The sequence below is a fragment of the Pseudomonas sp. BIC9C genome, from assembly GCF_034541995.1.
GTDB lineage: Bacteria > Pseudomonadota > Gammaproteobacteria > Pseudomonadales > Pseudomonadaceae > Aquipseudomonas > Aquipseudomonas fluorescens_CC.
This window is the reverse complement of the sequence record NZ_JAWDGM010000003.1, coordinates 523638-548732: the sequence shown is the minus strand read 5'-3', so window position 1 is coordinate 548732 and position 25095 is coordinate 523638. Positions and strand designations below refer to the sequence as shown.

The 25095-nt window shown below is 56.5% G+C and carries 18 protein-coding genes and 3 pseudogenes; 8 read left to right on the top strand and 13 right to left on the bottom strand.

From position 1 onward, the window contains the following. Positions 1-6 precede the first annotated feature (6 nt). Positions 7-1701 (bottom strand): potassium-transporting ATPase subunit KdpA, encoded by a 1695-nt coding sequence (kdpA, locus tag RS887_RS17110; protein WP_322616257.1) that lies wholly within the window; start codon positions 1699-1701, stop codon positions 7-9. Between the two features lie 8 nt (positions 1702-1709). After that, on the bottom strand, positions 1710-1799 hold the full coding sequence (gene kdpF / locus RS887_RS17105) for a K(+)-transporting ATPase subunit F (RefSeq protein WP_007899818.1): 90 nt from the start codon (positions 1797-1799) through the stop codon (positions 1710-1712). 344 nt (positions 1800-2143) lie between these two features. Between kdpF and rfbB the strand changes: the two genes are divergently transcribed. The 6 genes from rfbB to RS887_RS17075 all read left to right on the top strand — a co-directional run bounded on the left by rfbB (position 2144) and on the right by RS887_RS17075 (position 7651). Beyond that, entirely contained in the window at positions 2144-3226 is a 1083-nt protein-coding gene (gene rfbB, locus RS887_RS17100; RefSeq protein WP_322616256.1) for a dTDP-glucose 4,6-dehydratase, read from the top strand. Beyond that, the gene (rfbA, locus tag RS887_RS17095; RefSeq protein ID WP_322616255.1) at positions 3223-4098 is read left to right on the top strand and encodes a glucose-1-phosphate thymidylyltransferase RfbA; all 876 of its coding nucleotides are present in this window, start codon (positions 3223-3225) and stop codon (positions 4096-4098) included. Before rfbB ends, rfbA begins: the two co-directional genes overlap by 4 nt. 46 nt (positions 4099-4144) lie before the next feature. Beyond that, the gene (rfbD, locus tag RS887_RS17090; protein WP_322616254.1) at positions 4145-5014 is read left to right on the top strand and encodes a dTDP-4-dehydrorhamnose reductase; all 870 of its coding nucleotides are present in this window, start codon (positions 4145-4147) and stop codon (positions 5012-5014) included. Positions 5015-5253: 239 nt separating this feature from the next. Continuing rightward, positions 5254-6618 carry an ethanolamine permease gene (eat, locus tag RS887_RS17085; RefSeq protein ID WP_322616253.1) on the top strand — a complete coding sequence of 455 codons (1365 nt, stop codon included), beginning with the start codon at positions 5254-5256 and terminating at the stop codon, positions 6616-6618. A gap of 140 nt (positions 6619-6758) precedes the next feature. After that, positions 6759-6926, top strand: coding sequence for a DUF2897 family protein (locus RS887_RS17080; protein ID WP_080963123.1), 168 nt, complete (start codon positions 6759-6761; stop codon positions 6924-6926). Positions 6927-7093: 167 nt separating this feature from the next. Beyond that, on the top strand, positions 7094-7651 hold the full coding sequence (locus RS887_RS17075) for a TetR/AcrR family transcriptional regulator (protein WP_322616252.1): 558 nt from the start codon (positions 7094-7096) through the stop codon (positions 7649-7651). Here RS887_RS17075 and fabF read toward each other — a convergent pair. Both fabF and RS887_RS17065 read right to left on the bottom strand, forming a co-directional pair. Then, a pseudogene (gene fabF / locus RS887_RS17070) lies at positions 7648-8921 on the bottom strand (beta-ketoacyl-ACP synthase II). The gene RS887_RS17075 and the pseudogene fabF sit on opposite strands and share 4 nt — an antisense overlap. Before the next feature lie 31 nt (positions 8922-8952). Continuing rightward, positions 8953-9747 carry an SDR family oxidoreductase gene (locus RS887_RS17065; RefSeq protein ID WP_322616251.1) on the bottom strand — a complete coding sequence of 265 codons (795 nt, stop codon included), beginning with the start codon at positions 9745-9747 and terminating at the stop codon, positions 8953-8955. A 490-nt stretch (positions 9748-10237) separates the two neighbouring features. On the opposite strand from RS887_RS17065, the gene RS887_RS17060 reads away from it, so the two are divergent. Then, complete coding sequence (locus tag RS887_RS17060) at positions 10238-11518, top strand: Wzz/FepE/Etk N-terminal domain-containing protein (protein WP_322616250.1); 1281 nt, start codon at positions 10238-10240, stop codon at positions 11516-11518. 145 nt (positions 11519-11663) lie between these two features. Here the strand turns inward: RS887_RS17060 and RS887_RS17055 are convergent. The 3 genes and pseudogenes from RS887_RS17055 to RS887_RS17045 form a co-directional block, all read right to left on the bottom strand. Next, a pseudogene (locus RS887_RS17055) lies at positions 11664-13042 on the bottom strand (TolC family outer membrane protein). A gap of 26 nt (positions 13043-13068) precedes the next feature. Further along, positions 13069-14391, bottom strand: a pseudogene (locus tag RS887_RS17050) (HlyD family type I secretion periplasmic adaptor subunit). A gap of 13 nt (positions 14392-14404) precedes the next feature. Next, entirely contained in the window at positions 14405-16150 is a 1746-nt protein-coding gene (locus RS887_RS17045) for a type I secretion system permease/ATPase (protein WP_322616351.1), read from the bottom strand. A gap of 288 nt (positions 16151-16438) precedes the next feature. On the opposite strand from RS887_RS17045, the gene RS887_RS17040 reads away from it, so the two are divergent. Next, complete coding sequence (locus tag RS887_RS17040; protein WP_322616249.1) at positions 16439-18205, top strand: calcium-binding protein; 1767 nt, start codon at positions 16439-16441, stop codon at positions 18203-18205. Positions 18206-18321: 116 nt separating this feature from the next. Here RS887_RS17040 and RS887_RS17035 read toward each other — a convergent pair whose 3' ends face one another. The 6 genes from RS887_RS17035 to RS887_RS17010 form a co-directional block, all read right to left on the bottom strand. Next, the gene (locus RS887_RS17035; protein ID WP_322616248.1) at positions 18322-18657 is read right to left on the bottom strand and encodes a helix-hairpin-helix domain-containing protein; all 336 of its coding nucleotides are present in this window, start codon (positions 18655-18657) and stop codon (positions 18322-18324) included. A gap of 112 nt (positions 18658-18769) precedes the next feature. After that, entirely contained in the window at positions 18770-20764 is a 1995-nt protein-coding gene (locus RS887_RS17030; RefSeq protein ID WP_322616247.1) for a nucleoside-diphosphate sugar epimerase/dehydratase, read from the bottom strand. A gap of 103 nt (positions 20765-20867) precedes the next feature. After that, a complete protein-coding gene (locus RS887_RS17025) occupies positions 20868-21893 on the bottom strand; it encodes a glycosyltransferase family 4 protein (RefSeq protein ID WP_322616246.1) in 1026 nt (341 codons plus the stop codon). Positions 21894-21957: 64 nt separating this feature from the next. Then, the gene (locus RS887_RS17020; protein WP_322616245.1) at positions 21958-22920 is read right to left on the bottom strand and encodes an SDR family oxidoreductase; all 963 of its coding nucleotides are present in this window, start codon (positions 22918-22920) and stop codon (positions 21958-21960) included. Between the two features lie 20 nt (positions 22921-22940). Beyond that, positions 22941-24068, bottom strand: a complete 1128-nt coding sequence (gene wecB / locus RS887_RS17015; protein ID WP_277530657.1) for a non-hydrolyzing UDP-N-acetylglucosamine 2-epimerase — start codon at positions 24066-24068, stop codon at positions 22941-22943. After that, positions 24061-25071, bottom strand: a complete 1011-nt coding sequence (locus RS887_RS17010) for a nucleoside-diphosphate sugar epimerase/dehydratase (RefSeq protein ID WP_111281838.1) — start codon at positions 25069-25071, stop codon at positions 24061-24063. Before RS887_RS17010 ends, wecB begins: the two co-directional genes overlap by 8 nt. Positions 25072-25095 lie beyond the last annotated feature (24 nt).

The window sequence follows — 25095 nt, the reverse complement described above, 5'->3', positions numbered from 1 at the left end:
TAATCCTCAGAATCCCATGCTCAGGTGTTCAGCAATCGGACCCAACGCCAGCGTCGGCAAGAAGGTCAAACCACCCACCAGCAAAATGGTCACGGTCAGCAGGGTCACGAACAGCGGACCGTGGGTCGGAAAGCTGTTCTGGCCGATCGGTGCGGTTTTCTTCATCGCCAGGCTGCCGGCCAGGGCCAGGACCGGGAGGATGTAACCGAAACGACCGATCAACATGCCAAGCCCCAGCATCAGGTTGTGGAACGGGGTGTTGGCACCAAAGCCGCCGAACGCAGAGCCGTTGTTGGCACTGGCCGAGGTGTAGGCGTAGAGCAGTTGACTGAAACCGTGGGCGCCAGGGTTGCTCACGGCAGCCACCGGGCCTGGCAGGCTGGCGGCGATCGCGCCGAGCACCAGTACGCCAATCGGCATGACCATCAAGGTCACCACCAGCAATTGCACTTCCGTGGCTTGCAGTTTCTTGCCGAGGTATTCCGGAGTACGACCGATCATCAGGCCGGCGAGGAACACCGCGATCAGCACGTTGAGCAGCATGCCGTAGAGCCCGGCGCCGACGCCGCCGAAGATCACTTCGCCGACCATCATGTTGACCAGCGCCACCATGCCGCTCAGTGGGTTGAGGCTGTCGTGCATGCCGTTCACCGAACCGTTGGACGCTGCCGTGGTGGTCACCGACCACAGCACGGTGGCGGTGGTACCGAAGCGCGCTTCCTTGCCCTCCAGCGGCGCGGTCTGTTCGACAGCGACGTTGTTCAGCGCCGGGTTCGGTTGGTATTCAGCCCACAGCGAGGTCGCGCCGCCGATCAGGAACAGCGCCAGCATGCAGGCGATGATCGCGCGACTCTGACGCAGGTCCTTCACGTAGTGGCCGAAGGTGAACACCAGTGCCACCGGGATCAGGATGATCGAGGCCACTTCGAACAGGTTGCTCCACGCCGTCGGGTTCTCGAACGGATGCGCCGAGTTCACGCCGAAGAAACCGCCACCGTTGGTGCCCAATTGCTTGATCGCAATCTGGCTGGCGGCCGGGCCCAGCGGGATCACTTGATCAACCCCCTGCACGGTCACCGCATTCACATATTGCGCGAAGGTTTGCGGCACACCCTGCCAGACCAGATACAGCGCCAGCAGCAGGCACAGTGGCAGCAAGCCGTAGAGGGTGGCGCGGGTCATGTCGACCCAGAAGTTGCCAAGCGATGCAGTGGATTTGCGACCGATGCCGCGGCACAGCGCAACCAGAACTGCCAGGCCGGTGGCGGCGCTGACGAAGTTCTGCACGGTGAGGCCGACCATCTGGCTCAGATAGCTCAAGGACGCTTCGCCGCTGTAGGCCTGCCAGTTGGTGTTGGTCATGAAACTGACGGCGGTGTTGAACGCCAGCGTCCACTCCTGGCCCGGCAGGTTTTGCGGGTTCAGTGGCAAGTGGTCCTGGAACAACAGAATCGCGAACAGCAGCAGGAAACCCGCGAGGTTGAATGCAAGCAGAGCCAGCATGTACTTCTGCCAGCTCTGTTCGGCCTGCGGATCGACGCCGGCCAGACGATAACAACCCCGTTCGACCGGGCCGAGAATCGGCGTCAGCCAGGTGCGCTGTCCTTCCATCACCTTGTAGTAGAAGCGCCCGAGAAACGGCGCCGGGACCAAAACCAGGGCAAAAAAGCCGAGGATCAGCCAATAGTCATAACTGTGCATAGCCGCTCCTAGTTCCGGTCCGCGCGCAACAGCGCAACCAACAGATAAATGAACAGCCCCACTGCCAGCAGCAGCGACACCCCGTCCAGAACGCTCATGGAAGTTCTCCGTGTTACGGCGTATTGCCGCGTGTGGAGTCATTGTCGGAAAGGAGGCTGTAAAGGAACGAGATCGAGGGTGTGGGCGGGACATAAAGAAAGCGTAAAGAGTGGGTTTACGCAGGGGTTACAGGGCGCGGGAAGGCGTTCCGGTACGGAGAAAACCGGACGTGTTGTGCCTGATGCCCCGAATTTTGCACGAGAGTAGTGAGTGGTGGCCGCAAGTCATGGATAATCCAGCCTGATTGGCGCGACGCAACCCTATGGGGTCAAGAATTCTTGCACCTCCCCGCTCGCGCCTGCAAGCTACCGCCATTCGCATTACTGAAAAAGGCTGGCCCAACGTGCGTATCCTTATTACCGGCGGAGCCGGTTTCATAGGCTCGGCCCTTGTTCGCGAGCTGATTCAACACACTGAGCATGAAGTGCTCAACCTGGACAAACTGACATATGCTGGCAATCTTGAATCACTGACCAGTATTGCCAACGATACGCGCTACGAGTTCGTTCAGGCCGATATCGTGGATCAGGTGACCGTCGCAGCCGTGCTGGCTCGTTTCCAGCCTCACGCGATCATGCACCTGGCAGCGGAGTCCCACGTCGATCGCTCCATCGACGGACCATCGGAATTCATCCAGACCAACATCGTCGGCACCTACAGCCTGCTCGAGGCCACCCGCGCCTATTGGCAAGCCCTGCCGGAGCCTGAGAAAAGCGCCTTCCGCTTTCATCACATTTCCACTGACGAGGTTTACGGTGACCTGCACGGTGTCGACGATCTGTTTACGGAAACGACGCCCTACGCGCCGAGCTCGCCCTATTCCGCCAGCAAGGCAGCGTCCGACCACCTGGTCCGCGCCTGGCAGCGAACCTATGGCCTGCCGGTGCTGCTGACCAATTGCTCGAACAATTACGGGCCGTTCCACTTCCCCGAGAAACTGATTCCGCTGGTCATCCTCAATGCTTTGGGCGGCAAGCCACTGCCGGTGTATGGCAATGGCCTGCAAGTGCGCGACTGGTTGTTCGTCGAAGATCACGCCCGGGCACTGCTCAAAGTGGTGACCACCGGCACCGTCGGCGAGACCTACAACATCGGCGGGCACAACGAACAAAAGAACATCGACGTGGTGCGGGGCATCTGCGCCCTGCTTGAAGAACTGGCACCGCACAAGCCTGAGGGCGTTGCGCATTACGCCGACCTGATCACGTTCGTCCAGGATCGTCCTGGTCATGACTTACGCTACGCCATCGATGCCAGCAAGATTGAACGCGAACTGGGCTGGGTGCCCGAAGAAACGTTCGAAACCGGCTTGCGCAAAACCGTTCAATGGTACCTGGACAACATGGAGTGGTGCCGCCGCGTTCAAGATGGCAGCTATCAGGGTGAACGCCTTGGCGCCATCAATCCCAAGGAGTTGCTCGCATGATGAAAGGTATCGTTTTGGCGGGTGGCTCGGGCACGCGCCTGCACCCGATTACGCTCGGAGTGTCGAAACAGCTGTTACCGGTCTACGACAAGCCGATGATCTACTATCCGATCTCGGTGCTGATGCTGGCCGGCATCAAGGATATCCTGCTGATCTCCACCCCGCAGGATCTACCTCAGTATCGCAATCTGCTGGGTGACGGCAGCCAGTTCGGGGTGAACTTCAGCTTTGCCGAACAGCCATCACCGGACGGCCTGGCCCAGGCTTTTCTGATCGGCGAAGAGTTCATTGGCGATGATCCTGTGTGCCTGATCCTGGGCGACAACATCTTCCATGGTCAGCATTTTGGCGAACAATTGCAGAACGCGACAAAACGCCCCTCCGGCGCCACCGTGTTCGGTTACTGGGTCAAAGATCCCGAGCGCTTCGGTGTCATCGATTTCGACAGCGACGGGCGTGCGCTTTCGATCGAAGAAAAACCGAAAAAGCCGAAATCCAGCTATGCCGTGACCGGCCTGTATTTCTACGACAACGATGTGATCGAGATCGCCAAGGCGGTGAAACCTTCGCCACGTGGCGAGCTGGAAATCACCGACGTCAACAATGCCTATCTGCAGCGTGGGGATCTGCAGGTCGAGCGTTTTGGTCGAGGATTCGCCTGGCTCGACACCGGCACCCACGATAGCCTGCTCGAAGCCTCTCAGTACGTGCAAACCATCGAACACCGCCAGGGCCTCAAAGTCGCCTGTCTCGAAGAGATAGCCTATGAAAATGGCTGGATCGACTGCGAGCAGTTGCTGGAGCGCGCCCGATACTTCGGCAAAACCGGCTATGGCCAGTACCTGGCCAAACTGGCAGGGGAAGAGCAATGAACCTGGGTGAACCCGATTTGCCCGGCGACGAGACTGGACTGCTCCCATGAAAGTACTCATCAATGGCCGGCCCGGTCAGGTTTCACATGAGTTGCAGCGGCGACTGGGGGCTGTCGGCGAACTGATCGTATTGGGTCGCGATCAGCTCGATCTCGCGCAACCCGATCAGATTCGCCGTCAGGTGCAAAACATCCGGCCCGATCTGATCATCAACGCAGCGGCCCATACGGCGGTTGATCTGGCAGAAAGCGAGCCGCAATCAGCCTTTGCCATTAACGCGGTTGCTCCCGGCATTGTTGCTGAAGAAGCGCTGGCTCTCGACATCCCGTTGATTCATTACTCCACGGACTATGTATTCGACGGGACGAAAGCCGGGCCTTACAACGAGGACGACACGCCCAATCCGCTCGGGGTATACGGCAAGAGCAAGCTGGCCGGTGAGCAGGCGATCAGGGACGTGCAAGGTAAACACCTGATCCTGCGTACCAGTTGGGTCTATTCGACTCATGGCCGTAACTTTCTGCTGACGATGCAACGTTTGCTGCAAGAAAAACCGGAGCTACGTGTCGTCGCCGATCAAATCGGCGCCCCTACATGGGCCGGTACAATCGCCAACAGCACCCTTGCCTTGATTGAACGCTGGCAGACGAACACGGCTGCAAACTGGGGTACCTATCACCTGGCCGCTCAAGGTGAAACCTCCTGGTTTGGCTTTGCCCAGGCGATCGGCGAGGCATTGCGACAACAGGGCAAGCCCTGCGCCAACCTGTTACCGATTCCGTCCAGCGACTACCCGACACCCGCCGCCCGACCGCTCAACTCACGCCTGGATTGCAGTCGCTTGCAACGCGATTGGGGCGTCAGTCAACCTGACTGGCAAACGGCGTTGCGCGAATGCCTTACCGAACAAACCTGAGCATCAACCGCTGCCCGCACCGGCATACCCGCGTTGCAACGGTAGCGGGCATGCGGGCTTGCTCGCGAAAGCGGCATTTGAAGTAGCGACGCCCCTGACTGACGCATAAATTTCGTGTATTCAGGGGCGAACATCCCCGATACGACAGCTTTCAGCCCATTACGACGCACAATCGCGAAATGGCACGCCCACTGCACAGCCCTCCCCCGAGCTTTCCAAACCACTCAGGGAGCAAACCCATGAACACACAACTCAAACCCACGCTGGGCACGTTGCACCTGTGGGGCATTGCGGTCGGGCTGGTGATTTCCGGGGAGTATTTCGGCTGGAGCTATGGCTGGGGCGTGGCCGGGACTTTGGGCTTTCTGGTCACCTCGTTCATGGTCGCTACCCTGTACACCTGCTTCATCTTCAGTTTCACCGAGCTGACCACCGCCATTCCTCACGCTGGCGGCCCCTTTGCCTACAGCCGTCGCGCCTTTGGCGAAAAAGGCGGGTTGATTGCCGGGCTGGCGACACTGATCGAATTCGTCTTCGCCCCACCGGCGATTGCCCTGGCCATTGGCGCCTACCTCAATGTCCAGTTTCCAGCCCTGGACCCAAAACACGCGGCAGTCGGTGCCTATATCGTATTCATGGGCCTCAACATCCTCGGGGTGAAACTGGCGGCGACCTTCGAACTGGTGGTCTGTGTGTTGGCGGTCGCTGAATTGCTGGTATTCATGGGCGTGGTTGCCCCGGCGTTCAGCTTCAGCAACTTCGCACTCAATGGCTGGGCCGGCTCTGACGTGTTCGGTGCTCCGGCGATTGCCGGGATGTTCGCGGCGATCCCCTTTGCCATCTGGTTCTTCCTCGCCATCGAAGGCGCAGCCATGGCTGCCGAAGAAGCCAAGGACCCGAAACGCACGATTCCCAAGGCGTACATCAGCGGCATCCTGACCTTGGTGCTGCTGGCGATGGGTGTGATGTTCTTCGCCGGTGGCGTCGGCGACTGGCGCACCCTGTCGAACATCAACGACCCGCTGCCGCAGGCGATGAAAACCGTGGTCGGCGAAAGCTCGGGCTGGCTGCACATGCTGGTGTGGATCGGTCTGTTCGGTCTGGTAGCGAGCTTCCACGGGATCATCCTTGGCTACTCGCGGCAGTTCTTCGCCCTCGCCCGGGCCGGTTACCTGCCGGCGTCCCTGGCCAGGTTGTCGCGCTTTCAAACCCCGCACAGGGCGATCATCGCCGGTGGAGTAATCGGCATTGCAGCCATCTACAGCGACGGGCTGATCAACCTTGGCGGCATGACGCTGACCGCCGCGATGATCACCATAGCCGTGTTCGGCGCCATCGTGATGTATATCATGAGCATGCTCAGCCTGTTCAAACTGCGTAAAACCGAGCCCAACCTGGAACGCAGCTTCCGCGCCCCGTGCTACCCGCTGGTGCCGTTCATTGCACTGATGCTGGCGGTGGTGTGCCTGGTGGCGATGGCCTGGTTCAACACCTTGATCGGTCTGATCTTCCTGGCCTTCATGGCGGCAGGTTTCGTGTATTTCATGCTCACCGCGCAATTGCGCGCCGACGCACCGGCAGATGCGATGCTCACCGGACATTGAATGCGTTCGAGTGCACCTTGAACAACAGGCATAGAATGGGAGTAACAGCCATGGAACTGCGGTGAAACCCCATCGCTCAAAGTGGTATGCACGATCGGTTGGCGAATCGTCGCCAACCGCCTGTTTTCAAGGAGAGTCCTATGCCCTGGTATGCCTGGTTGATTCTGGTCGTTGCCATCGGCTCGATCGTTGGTGGTCTGATGATGCTGCGCGACACCGCCAACAAGGTCGAACTGACCGAAGAGCAACGTAAGCGCGTCGCCGAACGCAATGCCGAAATGGACGCCAAGGAAGCGCGGGACCGCTGACTGAAAACCCCGCCTTGACCGGCGGGGTTTGTTTTGGTGTGAAAGTGCCTGCAATCATGCCGCTTTGTACTGATATCGAAGCATCTGCATGCTTTTTAGAAGTAGAAGTACAGTCACCATGCAATTTTCATTGGTTAATATGGGCCGCATTGATGCGGAGATATCAGATGCGTTACTCGCAGGACCATAAAGCCCAGACCCACCAACGCATAATCAAGGAAGCTTCAGCGCGATTTCGACGCGATGGTATTGGCGCGACCGGGCTGCAACCCCTGATGAAAGCTCTGGGCTTGACCCACGGCGGCTTTTACTCGCACTTCAAGTCCAAAGACGAACTGGTGGAGAAAGCCTTGCAGGAGGCTGGTGTACAGGTCGACGAGTTGTGCGCGCAAATCTTCGCAGAGGAGCATCCACTCGAAGCCTTCATCGACACCTACCTCTCCGAATGGCATCAAACCTCGCCTCACGAAGGTTGCCCGCTGCCGACCATCTCTTCGGAACTGGGGCTGCGTGGACAACCGAGCCCGACCAGCGACGTCGTGCTCCAGGCGCGACTCGATCAGATCCAGCGCACCCTGGACGGAGAGCACACCGTCGACCGCAGCATCGTCATCATGTCCACGCTGGTCGGTGCCTTGCTGTTGTCCCGCAGCGTGGCCGACGCCGAGTTTGCCCAACGGATTCTCGACGTCGCACGCGAACACCTCAAACACTCACAGGATTAACCCTGCCAACGCTTGAACAACACACTGGCATTGACTCCGCCAAATCCGAAGCCGTTGGACAACGCGTACTCGATGGCCATCGGCCGCGCGGCGCCATGAACGATGTCCACACCTTCAGTGGCAGGGTCCGGGTTCTCGAAATTGAGGGTGGCCGGCACGATCTGATCGCGGATCGCCAGCAGCGTAAAGATCGCTTCGAGCCCACCTGCTGCACCGAGCAAATGCCCGGTCGCCGATTTGGTTGATGTCACAGCGATGCCATTTTGCGTCCCGAACAAGGCTTTGATCGCCGCCAGCTCACCCAGATCCCCCACCGGAGTCGAAGTTGCATGAGCATTCAGATGCTGGACCTGAGCCGGTGACACACCTGCCTGTGCCAATGCCAACGACATCGCTCGCTGCGCACCGCTGCCGTCCTCGGGGCCGGCGGTCAGGTGAAAGGCATCGGCGCTGGTGCCGTAGCCGACCAGCTCCGCCAGGGCTGGGCGCCCCGGGCCAGCGCATGGTCCAGAGATTCGATGACCAGCAGCCCGGCCCCTTCGCCCATGACAAAGCCGTCGCGACCACTGTCGAAAGGTCGTGAAGCGCGCTCAGGCGTGTCGTTGTAAGCGCTGGACAAGGCGCGAGCAGCCGCAAACCCGGCAAGGCTGACCCGATCGATCGCCGCTTCCGCGCCGCCGCACACCGCAATATCCGCCTCCCCCGCGCGAATCAGCCGCGCCGCGTCGCCAATCGCCTGAACCCCGGCGGCGCATGCCGTGACCGGCGCGCCTAATGGCCCCTTGAAGCCATGCTGGATCGACACATGACCTGCCGCGAGGTTAACCAGAAATGAAGGGATCGTGAATGGTGACAAACGTCTCGGACCACGGCTGTCGGTGGTGCGCACCGCGTCGGCAATGGCACCGAAACCACCTACTCCCGAACCGATGATGGTGGCCGTGCGCTCCTGGGCGTTGGCATCCAGCGCTTGCCAGCCGGCTTGCTCCAGCGCCTGACGTGCCGCTTCCATGGCGAACAGAATGAAGCGGTCCATCTTCTTCTGTTCCTTCGGCGGCGTTGCCCGGTCCGGATCGAACCCCGCCTCCGGATCATCAGCCAGCGCAGGCACGGCACCACCGACCGTGGCCGGCAGATCGGCAACCACCTCTTGCGGCAGATTGCGCAGCCCGGAACGCCCGGCCAGCAGCCGCTTCCAGACTGCTTCGACACCGCTCCCAAGCGGCGATACCAGGCCCATACCTGTTACAACTACGCGTCGATCACTCATACCACACATACCTCAAGCCGGTTGATGGCGCTTACCGATAACGGGCAGCGGCCTTGCTTTTGGAAAGGTTAGGCGCCATCACAAGACGCGCCGCCACAAAGGCATCCCAATCGCCCGCATCCGGTAACGAAGGAATAGTGATCAATTCACCCTGGTCCAGACCCGACAACGCCGCATCGACCATCTCGCCCGCTTCCATCACCATGTCCGCAGGAATCTGTGACGCATCGATACCAGAGCGCTCCCAGATCTCGGTGCGTGTCACACCGGGCAGGACCGCCTGGATCTTCACTCCGGTGCCATCCAGCTCGGCGTTCAACGATTGAGTCAAGCTCAATACATAGGCCTTGCTGGCGCTGTACGTCGCGTTGAAACGCTCGGGAAACAATGCCACAACCGATGCAATATTGATGATCGTGCCGCGCCCGGCCTTGGTAAAACTGGCTGCAGCCGCCGCGGCCAATCGCGTGACAGCAGTAATGTTCAACTGAATCATTCGTTCCAGTTGATCGGTATCGGCATTGGCCAATAGCCCGTCCGCTGCCACGCCGGCGTTATTGAGCAACAGGCTGATACTCGAATCGCTGCGTAACCGCTGTTCGAGCTGCAGCACGTCTTGTTTTTGGGTCAGATCCGCCTTCAGCACTTCGACCTTGATCCCATGCTGCGAACGCAGACTGCTCGCCGCAGCCTCCAGTCGCTGCTCGTCGCGAGCCACCAGCAACAGATCAAAACCACGGGCTGCCAACCGCTCAGCGTAAACCGCCCCGATACCGGAAGAGGCACCTGTGACAAGGGCCGTGCCTTGGGACTGAATCGAATTCATGACTGTGCTCCTGAAGGATGCCTATGGATGCCCGGCGCCAAAGCAATTCGGCGCAAGCGATTTATATTATAGCCATAATTCAAACCAGATATGATAGTCGTAATTTTTCATCCCCGAGGAACGGTCGGTTCTCGTCGGTGGCCTGCCCAGAATGAGAGTAGACCCAGAATAAACGCGAAACCCAGCCAAACCTCTGCGATGGAATGAACGGTATCGCGAACTGACCGATGTCTTTTTTTTAGGGGGGGATGACCGGAGCGCCTTCAACGGTGACTGAGCGAAAGGTGTCCCATGCGTCAAACCCGTACTCAAGACCATCAACGCGATGCCTGGTCCGCTCTGCGGTCGTATCTGCGTCTGTTTCTCACCCTTGCTGTTTGCTAACAAATGCTAGAAAATAAAAAAAATCATATGTACAATTTTCCAACCTGGATGACGGTAATTTTCCAGAAATATTTTGGAGCGTCTGTCCAAATTTTTAGAGCGCGTGATGAATATTCCAGTAAACACAATTGATACCCCCCGACACGAAGTTGCTGAAGTAAAGGAGCTTATCGGTAGCCTTTGGGATCAAAGGGCGATTGTTTTACTGTTTACTGCACTCACCGTTACCGCCGCTATCGCTTATGCCCTCTTGGCAACTCCGGAATATGAAGTTGAAACTTATGTCCGACCTGTCCCGCTGGCAGACCTGGACGAGCTGAATGAGTCCGGACTTTACAAACTCTTGCCAAAAGACGCACTAAATAACATTGGCGCATCGATGCAATCTTATTATGTCCGCCTGAAGTTCTTCCAAGCCAATCCTCAGTACCTCGCGCCACTGCAGGCACCAGGGCAAACCATTGAAAACACATTTGAGAAGTTCAACGAAAAATCATTTTCGCTTGTAAAAGTTGACCCCAAAAAAAGCTCCAGCCTTTCCGAAGCCGTTGGCCTTAGCCTCAGATACCCTCAAGGTGTAGATGGAGTAGGCATCTTGAAAGACTTTACCGATTTCGTCGTGAAAGACGAAAAAGAAAAAGTGGCTTCAAATTTAAAAACACTGATCGCCAACCGCATCGACCAGGTAGAAAAGAAGCTGGAGTCAAAAAAATCTGCCTATGAGGCGGAGAAAGACTCTAAAATTGCCCTCTTGCTGGAAAAAGATCAGCTAAAAAAACAAGTACTTCAAGACGAACTCAAAGCGTTGCGTCAACAACTGCAAAGCCGCAGGCAGAACCGCATCAAAGAGCTTGATGAAGCCATCGTCATCGCCAAGAAACTCGGAATTGTAAAACCCACCACGCCCTCGGCGCTGGGAGATGGAGAACAAGCACGACAGGGCAACATGATCCGCACGGAAGTCAACAATCAGAAAATCCCCCTGTACTTCCTGGGACAGGCAGCACTGGAAGCAGAACGCGCCACCCTGGTAGCTCGTCATTCCGATGACTTCACCGAGCCGCGGGTTGATGAGATCCAAAAAGAACTCAGCCTGCTGGCTACCAACCGCGAAGCAGCTCTTCTCAAAGAGCGGAACCATCCCGAGCTGTTTCTCAAGGACTTCGCAGACATCCGCGGTGAGTTGACTCACTTGAAGCAACTGAATGTAAACTTCGATCACTTCAACCTGGTTCGACTTGATAAAGATGCGACGGAACCTCAAGCGCCAGTAAAACCGAAGAAAGCCCTGATCGTCGGATTTGGCCTGATCTTCGGATTCATACTTGGCCTGGGTGTCGCCATTATTCGCCGCGCCGTACTCTCACTGCGCCCATCTCGTCGTTAATTGTCGAGGGCTGCGCTTGCTCTTCAAGCGCAGCCCGGCTTGCCCCACTGCTTTAGTGCCTGCCTTTATCGCTACAAAAACAAACAATATTTTTTTGGACGATCCATATCTTGTCAAACGCGACAAGTCTTTAACGGACGACAACTTATTCCCGCAGAGTCTCTGGTGAAGAGATCGCTTGATCATTCCCGCTCAACCAGACATTGACGCTTTCGACACTCTGTTCCGACAACTTTCCGGCCCAACGATTCAGGATAAAAAGGTTGGTTATAAAGTCGTACTGAGCCTTGAGCAGATCGCGACGCGCTTTGAATTCGTTCTGCACAGCGGTCAAAACATCCACGGCATTGACCACGCCATAGGTAAATGCTTTTTCTGCTGCAATGCGCGATTGCTCGGCCGAGGCCAGTGCATTGCGATTGGCGTGAATCTTTTCCACGCTTGAGTCTGCAGTCAAATACGCGTTTGTCGTTTCCTTGACCACCTGACGACGCGTCGCCACCAATTGCTGTTCTGCAGTGAGTTGATCCTGATACAGCTGCCTTACCCGCGCGGACGTCGTGCCACCGCTATATATGGGAATCTGTACTCCCACACCCGCAACATAGCTGTCGGTCTGCGGCGCCAACGAATTGTTGTATCCCTCGTTGGTCTGTTGCGCACTCAGGTTCAGATTGACCGTGGGATAGTGCCCGCCTTTACCGGCACGCAGGGCAGCCTCAGCAGCCTCCTGAGCATTTTCACTGGCCTTGATGGCCGGATTGCCAGCGATCGCCAAATTGACCCAACTCTCCAGGCTTTCGGCGGATACCTTCAACTCGACGTCATTACGCACACGGCTCAGCTTCTCTTTGACCGGCCGTCCGATAATTTCCGACAACGCCACACGGCTCAGACTGGACTGGTTACGCGCATCGACTTCCTGGGCGGCCAGCGAATCGACCCGAGCCTGAGATCCAGCAAATCGGTAACCATCGCCAGTTGTTTGCTGTAAAGCGCACTGACCCTGTCGAGGTTTTTCTGGGTAGCCCTGCGTTCGGCCTGCACCAGTTCAAGTTCATCATCGGCAGCCAGCGCAGCGAAATAACGCTGCGCAAGATCCACCGTGGCCTCGGCCTGGGCCTCTTTTGACTCGGCGTCTGCCTGCTTTGCCAGGCTTTTGAAGTGCTGGTAGTTTTCCCAGGCAGCCTTGTTATACAAAGGCTGGGTCAACCCCACCGAATAATTGCGACTGTTGTAGGCCTCGTCGATTTGAAGGTTGGTCTGTTTAATCCGGTTGTAACCGGCGTCAGCCGTCACCGAGGGCAACAGACTGCCAAATGCCTGGTTTTGCTGTTCGACCCCGGATTGAGCCTTGGAGTAAGAAGCGATCACCCGAGGATCTTCCAGGCGCGACTCGCGGTACAACTGCATCAAGTCAACCGAGTAGTTCTGCTTACTGACCGAAGCCGCTGGCGGCGTAGTGACAGAGAACCGTGCGGTGGGCGCTTCGACGGCGTGGACAGGCAACGCCATCGAACCCATCACCAGGCAGGGAAACAGACGCACGATCACTCCTCGATCATCGACTGGGCGATAACGTTACGTGCCGGCTGCATCAAGTATTGCAACATGGTGCGCTCTCCGGTGTTGATCAATACGTCTGCCGGCATACCCACCAACAGCTTGCGATCGCCCAGTTTCCGCGCCCCCTCCCGCGTCACACTGATCCGGGCCAGGTAATACGGTGCGCTGGTTTTCTCGTTGATCAAGCGGTCGCCGGAGACACTCGTCACTCGACCTTCGATGACGGGTGTCGTGGCTGTGTTGAAGGCGCTGAAGCGAATGTCCGCCAACTTGCCGATAGCGATTCGATCAATGTCATTGGGCGAGACCTGCGCCTCGACCACCAGATCGGAAACGGATGGAACAATATCCAGCAACGGCGTCGCAGGTCGCACAACGCCACCGATGGTGTGAACCGTCATCCCAATCACCATCCCGTCTTCCGGAGCACGGATAACCACCCGGCTCAGTCGATCCTCCAGCGCCGAGGCTTTTTCCTGCAGGTCGTAGGCCTTGGTCTGAGTCTCTGCCAATTGCCTGGTAACGTCGGCGTTAAAGTCTTTGTCGATCTGCAGAATCTGCAACTGGGTTTCGTTGATCTGCAACCTGGTCTTGATGTTTGTCGAGCGATGATCCGCCACTTCAGACTTGAGCAAGTCCAGCTTGCGCGCCTGTTCCAGCATCCGCTGCTTGTCGACAAAACCCTGGGCCAGCAACTCTTTCAATTCGGCAATTTCACCGTTGTAGGATTCTTGCAAGTTGGTCTTGGTACCGATCATGGTGTCGGTTCCCTTGATTTGCTGATTCAACTAACCAATGCGCTCCTGCAGGACTGCGACTTGCCCAAGCCGCGAGCTACGCCGCGCGTTGAACACCTGAGTCTCGCCGTAACGTGCCTCGGAACTGCGCTGACTGTCGGAATTGAGGTCATTCGGGAATGCGATCACCGGCAGGTCATCCCGCTCGGCGAGCAAGCGCGCTTCCATTGTCCTGGCAGCGATTACCTGGCTGCGGGTCATCTCATACTCGGAACGCAGTTGAACGTCATCGAGCACGATGATCGGGTCACCCTTTTTCACGACATCGCCATCATGGGCAAGCAGGTCCTTGACGATGCCGCCCTCCAGATGCTGCACCGTCTTGCGATACGTTTGCACGGTGACGACACCTGGCGCATAGGCCGCGCCATCGAGCGGAGCAAACGCCGCCCATCCGCCAAACAGGCCGAACGTCACGAAGACAATGAGAAATCCTTTGCAGCGTACGGATCTGTCGGACGTGGGCAGATCTGCAAAAGTATCGGCAGGAGTAGTGAGCGTGCGGTTCATCGATAGCTTCCTGTCAAACGCCGGTCGAAACGACGTCTGTGCCGGCCCGTGCACCAGCAGGCTTTTGCCGGGCAGCCAATGGATGCGCATTGAGTTGCGCGAGGACCTGATCCCGCGGGCCGTACATACTGATCGTGCCGGCGTTCATCACCAGCAAGCGGTCGAGTTGGGCCAGGATCGAGGTCCGGTGGGCGATTACGAAAACTGTCGCACCGGTAAGTTTTATCTGTTGCAGCGCCAACGCCAGTGCACGTTCGCCGACCTCGTCCAGGTGAGCGTTCGGCTCATCCAGAACGATAAGCCGCGGGCTGCCATAGATTGCCCGGGCCAACCCGATACGCTGTCGTTGCCCACCCGACAGATTGATGCCTCCCTCGCCAATGACCGTATCGTAACCATTGGGCAGCATCAGAATCATTTCGTGGACACCGGCGGTCCTGGCCGCCAGCACCACCTTGTCCGGATCCACGACACCAAAACGCGCGATGTTGTCGCTGATAGTGCCTTCGAACAATTCAATGTCTTGCGGTAAATACCCGAGGTGCGGTCCCAATTGGTTCTTGTCCCAATTGGCGATATCGGCAGCATCCAGGCGAACTACGCCATGCTGTGGCTTCCACACGCCCATCAAGGCCTTGGCAAGCGTCGACTTGCCCGAGGCGCTGGGGCCGACGACACCGATCATTGCGCCTGCTGGGGCGTTGAAGCCGATGCCCTTGATGATCGGGGTATTTGCGCCGGGAGCCCCCAGGGTGAGGTTCTCTACCGTTACATGGCCGATGGGAGCGGGCAACTGCATACGTTCAGGTTCGGTATTTTGCCGGTCGAGAATGCTGTTCAGGCGCGCGTATTGTGACCGGGCAGTGATGAATCCTCTCCAACTGCCGATCATCAAGTCCAGAGGGGCCAGAGTTCGACCCAACAGCACGGAACCTGCGATCACCAGCCCGGGACTGATCTCATGGCTAACCGCCAGATAGGCGCCAAGGCCGAGAATCAGTGATTGAACGAGCAGACGGAAGGTTTTTGATATCGACGTGATGATCCCGCTGCGATCGCTGGCCCGGGATTGCAACAACAGTACCTTCTTGTGCTGCAGACTCCAGCGTGACATGAGGGAATCAAGCATGCCCATGGATTCGATCACTTCGGCATTGCGCAAATTCTTGTTGGTATGCAGCGACGTGCCAATGCTCTCTTTATTGGCCTCTGCCAGAACTTTGCCCGTGGATTGCTCATTGATGCAGGCCAGCGCCAGCAAAATCACCGCACAACCAATTGCCGTCCAGCCATACCAGGGGTGAAACAGGAACAGCACCGCGACATAGATCGGCAGCCACGGCGCGTCGAAAAACGCGAACAGGCCATTCCCGGACATGAATTGGCGCAGCCCGGTCAGGTCGCTGAGCGACTGGGCCGACGCGTCCAGGCCCCCGCTTTCCAGGGCCCGTTTGAAACTGGCCCTGTAGACATCGCGGCCAAGAAACACGTCAAGCCTGGTGCTGACGCGAACCATGATCCGTGAGCGCACCCACTCCAGCAGGCCCATCGTCACAAGCAGGAAGGTCAGGATAATGGTCAGCATGGCCAGCGTCGTCAGGCTACCGCCCGTGACTACCCGCCCGTAGACCTGAAGCATGTAGAAGGTCGGGACCAACATCAGTGCGTTGATGAACAGACTGAAAAAACCCACCGACATGAAACTGTTCCTGCAGGCCCTCAGGGCTACTTGCAAGCTGTTTTCGGGTGTACTGCGTATCATCTCGGAACTGACAACCTGGTGTGTTGATCGGGCATTGCAGGGCGCGCGAGTGTACCACCTGAGCACCGTTTCCAGCATGAAATCGCCAGTATCCTGGCGTTGCAATGCAAACGACGAGCAGCACTGGTCGTCACTCTCTGAAGATTTATAATTTCGCAATAGTTGATAATGGTTCTTTAACATACCAGCCAAAGAACTGTAACATATGTGAAATTTTGGCCAGCAACGCCGTTTACACAACGATTCGGATATCGGGAGCGGCACCCAATCAATACGGAGTCAATCTTGATCAATTATTTTTCTTTACTCGCCGATATCGTCAGGGAAGAGGCGACTGCAACCGGCATGTTGCTTCAGGATATCGCACGCGAATTATTGGCCAACAATACCACTCACTCGGATGGTGCCTGGTGGGCTGCCCACGGCAATGACCCTTTCTATACTGCCGAGCAAATTTATAAAACGGTCACAGGCGATCCGACTGCCGAACGTGCAGAACTGCTGTGCGGCAATATGGTTAACGTGTTCAGCGGCCTCTGCGCAGAGCTGGGCCTGCAAAAACGCAGCATCTGGACGTATTCAGACTCCCAGGGTTTCTTTCAGGGACATACGTACCTGGAAGTTTTCAATACCACAACCAACAAGTGGGAAATCCAGGACGCGGACTATAACGTCTATTACACCGATGTTCGCACGGGCGAACGTATCGGTGTCATGGACATGATAAACGCAGACGATGTTGAATCTTTCATTCCTAATAATGCAAATGCGACCGGATGGGCAGAAACAGGTGCCGATGCCTTGCGCCAGGCCAATCTCTATGCAGCCCAAATGATAACTTCGGAGCATAAGCTCTATACCAGTAACGACAGTTTGAGCGATACCTTACTGGACAGCATTTCCAATTCGCTTAGTGGTGTTTTCGACTACACGCTGGCGAGTTCCATGAGCAGTCTGGTCTCCACGCACCTTACAGATAGCGACGCCGTTACCAACAATGGCAGAGCCACGATCACCGGAACTTCGGGCGCGGACTTTATTTCATATGACGGCAGTTCACTCAGCCCGGTGTTCGCCACGCTGATCGGTGGCGCGGGCAATGACACGCTCGCGCTGCGTCTTTCTGCCGGTCAACTGTACGGTAATGAGGGCAATGATGTCCTGATTGGTGGGCAGTACACAGATCTCCTGGTCGGTGGCACAGGTGACGACTACATGTCTGGCGGAGGTGGCGCTGACCAGTATGCGTTTTCGAAGGGCGACGGTTTCAACGACTTCATCGACAGTTTCGGTACAGGTGCCGATCAACTTGTTTTCCTCGGTGTCAGCGGTACAGGCGGTACAGGCCGTACGCAAATTTCGGAAAAAGAGTTCAATTTCAGGGTCGACCAGAAATTGACCTCGGACGGCGTCTATCTTCGCTACGACATCGATGGCGACGCACGTTTTGATGGCGGGATGTTGATCGAAGGCCGTACGTCGCTGCTCACCGCCAGCGACTCTACTTTTATTTTCAACGCTGACCCACTCAAAGGCTTCAACACAACTATTGTCGCCGGCAATCCTGGGGCCGGGTACGCCGAAAAAATCTACGGCGGCAGCGCGGCAGATAAAATCCTCTACACCGGTACGCTAGGCGCAGAACTGGCTGGCAGTACCAGCGGAAAAAACAGTGGCAATGACACCATCCAGTCTCACTCGGATGCAAACTGCTCGCTGTACGGCCACGATGGCGACGACGTATTGGTTGGAGGAAACGGCAGCGACTTCATTGTCGGAGGCACCGGCAACGATCTGTTGATTGGCGGAAATGGGCGCGATGTCTTCGTATTCAATGCAGGCTCAGGCTCGGATACCCTCCAGGATTTCAAACAAGGTGAAGACACCCTGTATGTCTACGGCTGGACGACTACCAAGGCCGTGACGCAAACGCTGCAAGACAATGGGCTGGTTGTGACCTTCGATACCGCCGGTGATGGCGCTCACGGCGGCAATATCACGCTACTTGGGCAGACCACGCTGCTGAACAATGCCGACCTGTACTTTGGCTGAATTCGGGTGACCGATATTAACGAACCGCACAAGTACAGACGACTGGCCCTCCAGGCATAAGTCTCGCTACAGACAAAGGCCGATCAATGATCGGCCTTTGTCGTTCGCTCACACCCTTAGTTCGCCTCGATCTTGTCGCGGTTTCCATCCAGAATCGCTTTGCCGATACCCTTCACTTCCAGCAATTCGTCAACCGACGCAAATGCACCATTACTTTCACGATAAGCAACAATCGCCTTGGCTTTTGCCTCGCCCACTCCAGCCAACTCACGCTGTAGCGTAGGTGCATCAGCACTATTCAAATCGACTTTGCCGGATTGCGCCTTGGCGGCCACATCCTGCACCAGAGGCGCATTCACCACCTCAGGTGCGCTACCAGGCGCGGCGATTGCCGTAAGAGAGATGCTGCTGAGAAGAGCAAAAACCAGAGAGTAGAAACTGCTTGTACGCATTAGAGAAGCTCCTTGCCATCGTTTTAGAAAGCAGCTTTTCCGAAGCTGCTCTCCAAACGTAGGCTATGCCACGGGACTGTCAAAAATGTGTACGTTACTGGATATGAAACAATCAGGGTTCCAGGCGGCGCTGCTGATAGATCCAGTCGACAATCTCACCGTCCGGGGTATAGCCGCTGACAGTGTCGCGCAACAGCTGGCGGACGCGCGCATAGTCGTCCTGATCCACCGCGGCAAGCAACTCGGTCAGTTTGACCTTCAGCACATCCCAGGACAGGTGGTCCTCGTTGGCGGTCATGATCATCGGGTGCTGAGTGGCCGCCACGTTGTCACCGATCAGAAGTTCTTCGTAAAGCTTCTCACCCGGACGCAGCCCGGTGAACTCGATAGCGATGTCGCCATGCAGGTTTCTTTCCGAGCGGACGCTCAGGCCGGACAAATGGATCATCTTCTCGGCCAGCTCGACGATCCTCACCGGCTCGCCCATGTCCAGGACAAAAACATCGCCGCCCTGCCCCATCGAGCCCGCCTGAATCACCAACTGCGCCGCTTCAGGGATGGTCATGAAGTATCGAGTGATCTTCGGATGCGTGACAGTCAGCGGACCGCCCGATTTGATCTGTTTGTGAAACAACGGAATGACCGAACCCGACGATCCCAGGACATTACCAAACCGCACCATCGTGAACCGCGTTTTGTTCACACGCGAAACATTGCTCGTATCACCGAACAACACCGGTGCCAACTCGCGACTCAGCGCTTGCAACGTCAACTCGGCAAGGCGTTTGGTGCTACCCATGACATTGGTCGGTCGCACGGCCTTGTCCGTCGAAATCAAGACGAAGTTGGCCACTCCTGCCTGAAGTGCGGCCTGGGCCGTATTAAGCGTGCCTATCACATTATTGAGCACACCTTCGGCAATGTTGTGTTCGACCATGGGGACATGCTTGTAGGCGGCGGCGTGATACACCGTGTCTACTCGCCAGGTTTTCATGACATCCAGCAACTTGTCCGGGTTACGAACCGACCCGAGAATCGGCAAAAGGCGGATGGACAGCGACTCTCGAGCGACTCGCTGCTCCAGCTCGGACAAGATGGAATAGAGATTGAATTCACTGTGTTCAAACAGCAGAAGCGTTGTCGGGCGCAGCGTCAGTATTTGTCGGCAAAGCTCGGAGCCAATGGAGCCCCCGGCGCCCGTGACCAACACGGACTGCCCCGTGATGCAATGTTCGAGCAAGTCAGCCTGGGCCGGGACTGCGTCACGCCCAAGCAGGTCGGCAATGTCTACTTCCTGGATATCGTCGACCTTGACCCGGCCGCTGGCCAGGTCCATGAAACCCGGGACACTTCGTACGTGCAACGGAAAACCTTCGAGAAACCCGAGAATCTCGCGACGGCGTCCACGGTTGGACGATGGAATGGCGAGGAGAATTTCCTGAGCGCCCGTGTTATCGATCATCTCCTGAATGTGCTTGGGCTTGTACACCTGCAATCCGGAGATCACCCTGTCGGCGATTCCGCTATCGTCGTCGATAAAAGCAACAGGTCGCATGGCGCGCCCCATCCGCAAGGCGGTAACAAGTTGATTACCCGCTGCTCCCGCGCCGTAGATAGCCACTTTCGGCAGACCGTCATCCCGACTGGTGAACGGGACATGCTGGGCAGCGCTGAACCAGTCACCCATGAAGTACTGACGCATGGCCAGGCGCAGCCCGCCGATCATGATCAGGCTCAACCACCAATAGTTGAAAATGATCGAACGCGGAACGACGTTTTGATGATTGCTGTACCAGTACACCACAACGCCAAGTATCAAGGACGATAGTGTCACCGCCTTGATAATGGCAATGAGCGCGTCATTTCCAAAGTACCGCATGACCGCACGGTACATGCCAAAGCGGACGAAAAGAGGAATGGCGATGACAGGTGCACTGACAAAAAGCCAGACGTGCTGAGTGAACGGGTTGACTAACTCGTCCAGCCCAAGTCGCACAACAAACGCCATCCACAGGGCAAACCAGACCAATGAAATATCAGTCAGAACCTGCAGAATGCGTTTATGTCGTCTTGGCAGACTTAACAACTTTGCCCGAATCTTATCCATAACCCCTCTAAACACCTCTAGAAGCTCCTAGCATTGATACAGCAACTACAGCTTTCGGCAATTCACTTACCGACAAAGCAATACTCAAAAACCAATGCGTCCATCACGCCTTGCCAGCGATTTCCAACTCGCCTGCGTGAAATTTGAAAGCCAGCAACACCAGAGGCACGTAGGCCAGGACCAATCCTGCCACGCCATCGATATATTGCATGACGACCAATATAGCCACTGGTACTAACCACAACAAATTGATCGCGGCGATTGTCAGCGTGACCACCCGATGGCTGCCATATTTTCGTGAAGCATACTGGTATCCGTGGCTGCGATGGGCCTCATAAACCTTATCCCCGCGCAACAGCCGACGAATGAGGGTAAAGGTGGCATCGACGATAAAGACGCCCAACAAGATAAGCCAGGCCCAGAGAAACAGTGGATTCGTCCATGCCGCATAAAGTGACATCACCGCCAACACGATACCCAGAAAACCACTGCCGGCATCGCCCATGAAGATCTTCGCTGGCGGGAAATTCCAGACAAGGAAACCCAACACCGCCATAGCCAGTACAAGAGGAGCAATGGCAAGGCTGGTGTGGCCTGCGATCCAGTAGACCAGGCAAGCACCGACACAGGCGCAAATCGCCTCGACGCTGGCCAAGCCATCAATACCATCCATGAAGTTGTAGAGGTTGAGCATCCAGACCAGATAGAACGCTGCGATGACATAACCGAGCCAGCCGAGACTGAACTCGTAGCCGAACAGACTGATCGGCGCCATTCCCCCAATCCAGAACAATGCCCAAATGGCACCACCGAAATGCGCGAGCAGGCGCCAACGCGCGGCAATATGCCCATGGTCGTCGAGAAAACCAATGATCGCGATCCAGCTGCCGGCCCCCAGCAGAGCCAGCGCCATCGGCCAGGCGACGGTATCTGTCCAGGCCAGGACAGGCAGCGCAAGCAAAAAGCTCAGGACGATAGCCACACCACCGCCCCGAGGGGTTGGGACCGAGTGTGAACTACGCGCATTAGGAATATCTATCAAGCTGCGTGCCAACGCGTATTTACGCAATGCACCTGTGCCCAAGAATGAAACACCCACCACCAACGCCAGCAACCAAATTGTGTTCAAAAGTCAACTTCCTGAAACAGCCAAAATCAATTCTGCAATTGAACCGGCACTGTCATTAGCCAGCTTAGCGCTGCCTTTCCTTGTAGTAGTTGGCAGCCGACACAAGCGCGTCATCGACGCTGACCGGAGGAGTCCAGCCCAGCAACTCTCGAGTTTTGCTTATATCGACTTGCAATGAGCCGCACAGTCGTTGCGACAAAGCCCGCTTGCCCAGAAGCTGTGCAGCCCGCTCGAGCAACACGCTCGGCACAGGCAACAAGCGTGCAGGTTTACCCAATGCCTGCGCCATCCGCGTCAACAATTGTGTCGTGGACAAATCTTCCCCATCACTGACAAGGAAGGTCTGATTGGCAGCGGCCGGATGACGGATGCAGGTCACGATCAAATCAGAAAGATTTTCGAGCGCGACCAGGCTGCGCCGATTATGGATAGCCCCGAATGGCAAGGGCATTCCCTTGTCCAGCCAACGCATCATGTTCAAAAAGTTGGCTCTCACACCCGGGCCGTAAACCAGCACCGGACGGATGATCACCACTTCCATCCCGGAGACGCTCGCAATTTCGCGCAGCCCTTGCTCGGCCTCCATTTTCGAAATGCCATACGGATCGCCAGGCGCGGGTGTCGCGTCGGCGAAGTAAGGCTGATTAAGCGGCGTACCTTCGCCATTCACCTTGATCGAACTGATGAACACAAAGCGACGAACACCCGACGAGGCGGCTTGCCGAGCGAGGCTTAACGTGCCCTCGACATTGACCTTGCGAAACGCCTCCAGCGGATCGGATTCAGTGTCATTCATGACGTGAACGCGAGCCGCGCCATGAATGACAACCTCCACCCGATCCAGCGCCTGCGACCAATCGGTATCAGCACTGAGCCCGGCGGTTCGAATGGTAGTAACGCGCGACGGACAGTCAGGCAAGGCGTGCCCACGAATGGCTGCCACCGGTTCCAGATCGTCAGAGGCCGCCAAACGGCCCAATACTGCGCGACCAACGAAACCCGTAGCACCTGTCAATAAAACACGCATTTTTCAAACCTCGACGGCGCTCAGGATTTCGACCAGACAGTACGATTGATGTAGTCGGTGTAACTCAACACGACCCGAACTACCTGTTTCGACACAGGACCTGCCTGGTAATCCCTCACGACCGGGATAACGCGCTGTGTACGATCATGTTGGCTGGTTACCACACGTACGGCATCGAGAACGCCCTCTGTTTTCAGGCCACTCATGATGAGGGTGCCCTCATCCATCCCTTCTGGACGCTCGTGCGCATTACGAATAGTAATGGCAGGCAGGTTCAGCAGAGACGCTTCCTCTGTGATGGTGCCGCTATCGGACAACACGCAAAACGCCGACATCTGCAACTTGATGTAGTCGAGCAGACCGAATGGCTTCGAGAAACGAATAAGAGGGTGGTCCAGCGACTCACCTATCGCTTCCAGACGCTTGCGAGTACGAGGATGCGTGGAAACGATAATGGGGTACTGGTACTTGTCGGCCAGGGCTCGCAGCGTTTTGAGCAAGTCGCGAAGGTTCTCCGGCGTATCGACGTTTTCCTCGCGGTGAGCGCTGATGATGAAGAACTTGTCCTGCTCCAGGCCTTCTCGCGCCAGCACGTCGGAGGTAAGGATTTTCGGCATGTAATAGTCGAGCACCTCCTCCATGTGTGATCCGGTCTTGATGATGGTTTCAGGGCGAATCCCTTCAGCGATCAGGTAACGCCGGGCATGCTCGGTCAGGACCATATTGATATCGCTGAGGTGATCGAGCACCTTGCGATTCAGTTCTTCAGGGACGCGCTGGTCAAAACAGCGGTTGCCGGCTTCCATATGGAACACCGGAATCTTGCGGCGCTTGGCGGCAATGACGGCCAGACAGGTATTGGTATCGCCGTAAAGCAGAAGTGCATCAGGCTTTTCGGCCTCAAATACTTCATCCGCCTTCGAAATCACTTCGGCGATGGTCTTGGCTGCGGTATCGCCGGCGGCACCCAGGAAGTAATCAGGCTTGCGAATTTCAAGGTCATCGAAAAAAACCTGGTTCAATTCGAAGTCGTAGTTTTGGCCCGAGTGAACCAAAACATGATTAACCTGTTTATCAAGCTCGGCAATGACGCGGCTCATCTTGATAAGTTCTGGTCGCGTACCAACCAGCGTCATGACCTTAAGCATCAAGTTGCTCCTGAATGTAATCCAGATTCAAAAGAACTTTCTTCACGCCTTCTACATCGAGACGTTCTGTATTGTGGGAGGTGTAGTCGTCGAGATCGGATATCTCCTGTTCACCCTCGACAAAAAACTTCTTGTAGTTAAGGTCGCGATTGTCCGAAGGAATACGGTAGTAGCGTCCCATGTCTTCGGCCTTGGCCATTTCTTCACGGGAGATCAGCGACTCGTAAAGCTTTTCGCCATGGCGAGTACCTATGACCTTGACGGCATTGTCGCGAGCAAACAGTTCCTTGAGCGCTTGCGCCAGGTCCGCCACTGTCGAGGCAGGTGCTTTCTGGACGAAAATATCACCTTGCTCGGCATGCTCGAACGCGTGCAGAACCAGGTCGACAGAGTCCTCGAGCGACATCAGGAAACGTGTCATGTTCGGGTCGGTGACAGTCAGCGGTTCGCCGTTCTGCAGTTGATTGATGAACAACGGGATCACCGAACCGCGTGATGCCATGACGTTACCGTAGCGAGTTGCGCAAATCACCGGGCCTGTCGCCGGAATCATCCGCGATTTGGCAACCATCAGCTTTTCAGCCATGGCTTTGGAAATACCCATGGCATTGATCGGGTAAACAGCCTTGTCGGTACTGAGTACAACAACGCGCTGCACACCCGAAGCGATGGCCGCATTCAACACGTTTTCGGTACCCATGACGTTGGTACGCACGGCTTCCATCGGATAAAACTCGCAGGAAGGCACCTGCTTCAGCGCTGCGGCGTGGAAAATGTAATCCACCCCCACCATCGCCTGATCGAGGCTATCGCGGTCACGTACGTCACCGATATAGAACTTCACTTTGTCATTCGACAAGGCAATGCGCATATCTTCCTGTTTCTTCTCGTCACGGCTGAATACGCGAATTTCCTTTACATCGGTATCCAGAAAGCGCTTCAACACCGTATGGCCAAACGAGCCCGTACCGCCCGTGATCATCAAAACCTTATTATCGAACATAACTACCTTCCCAAACCTGATTGA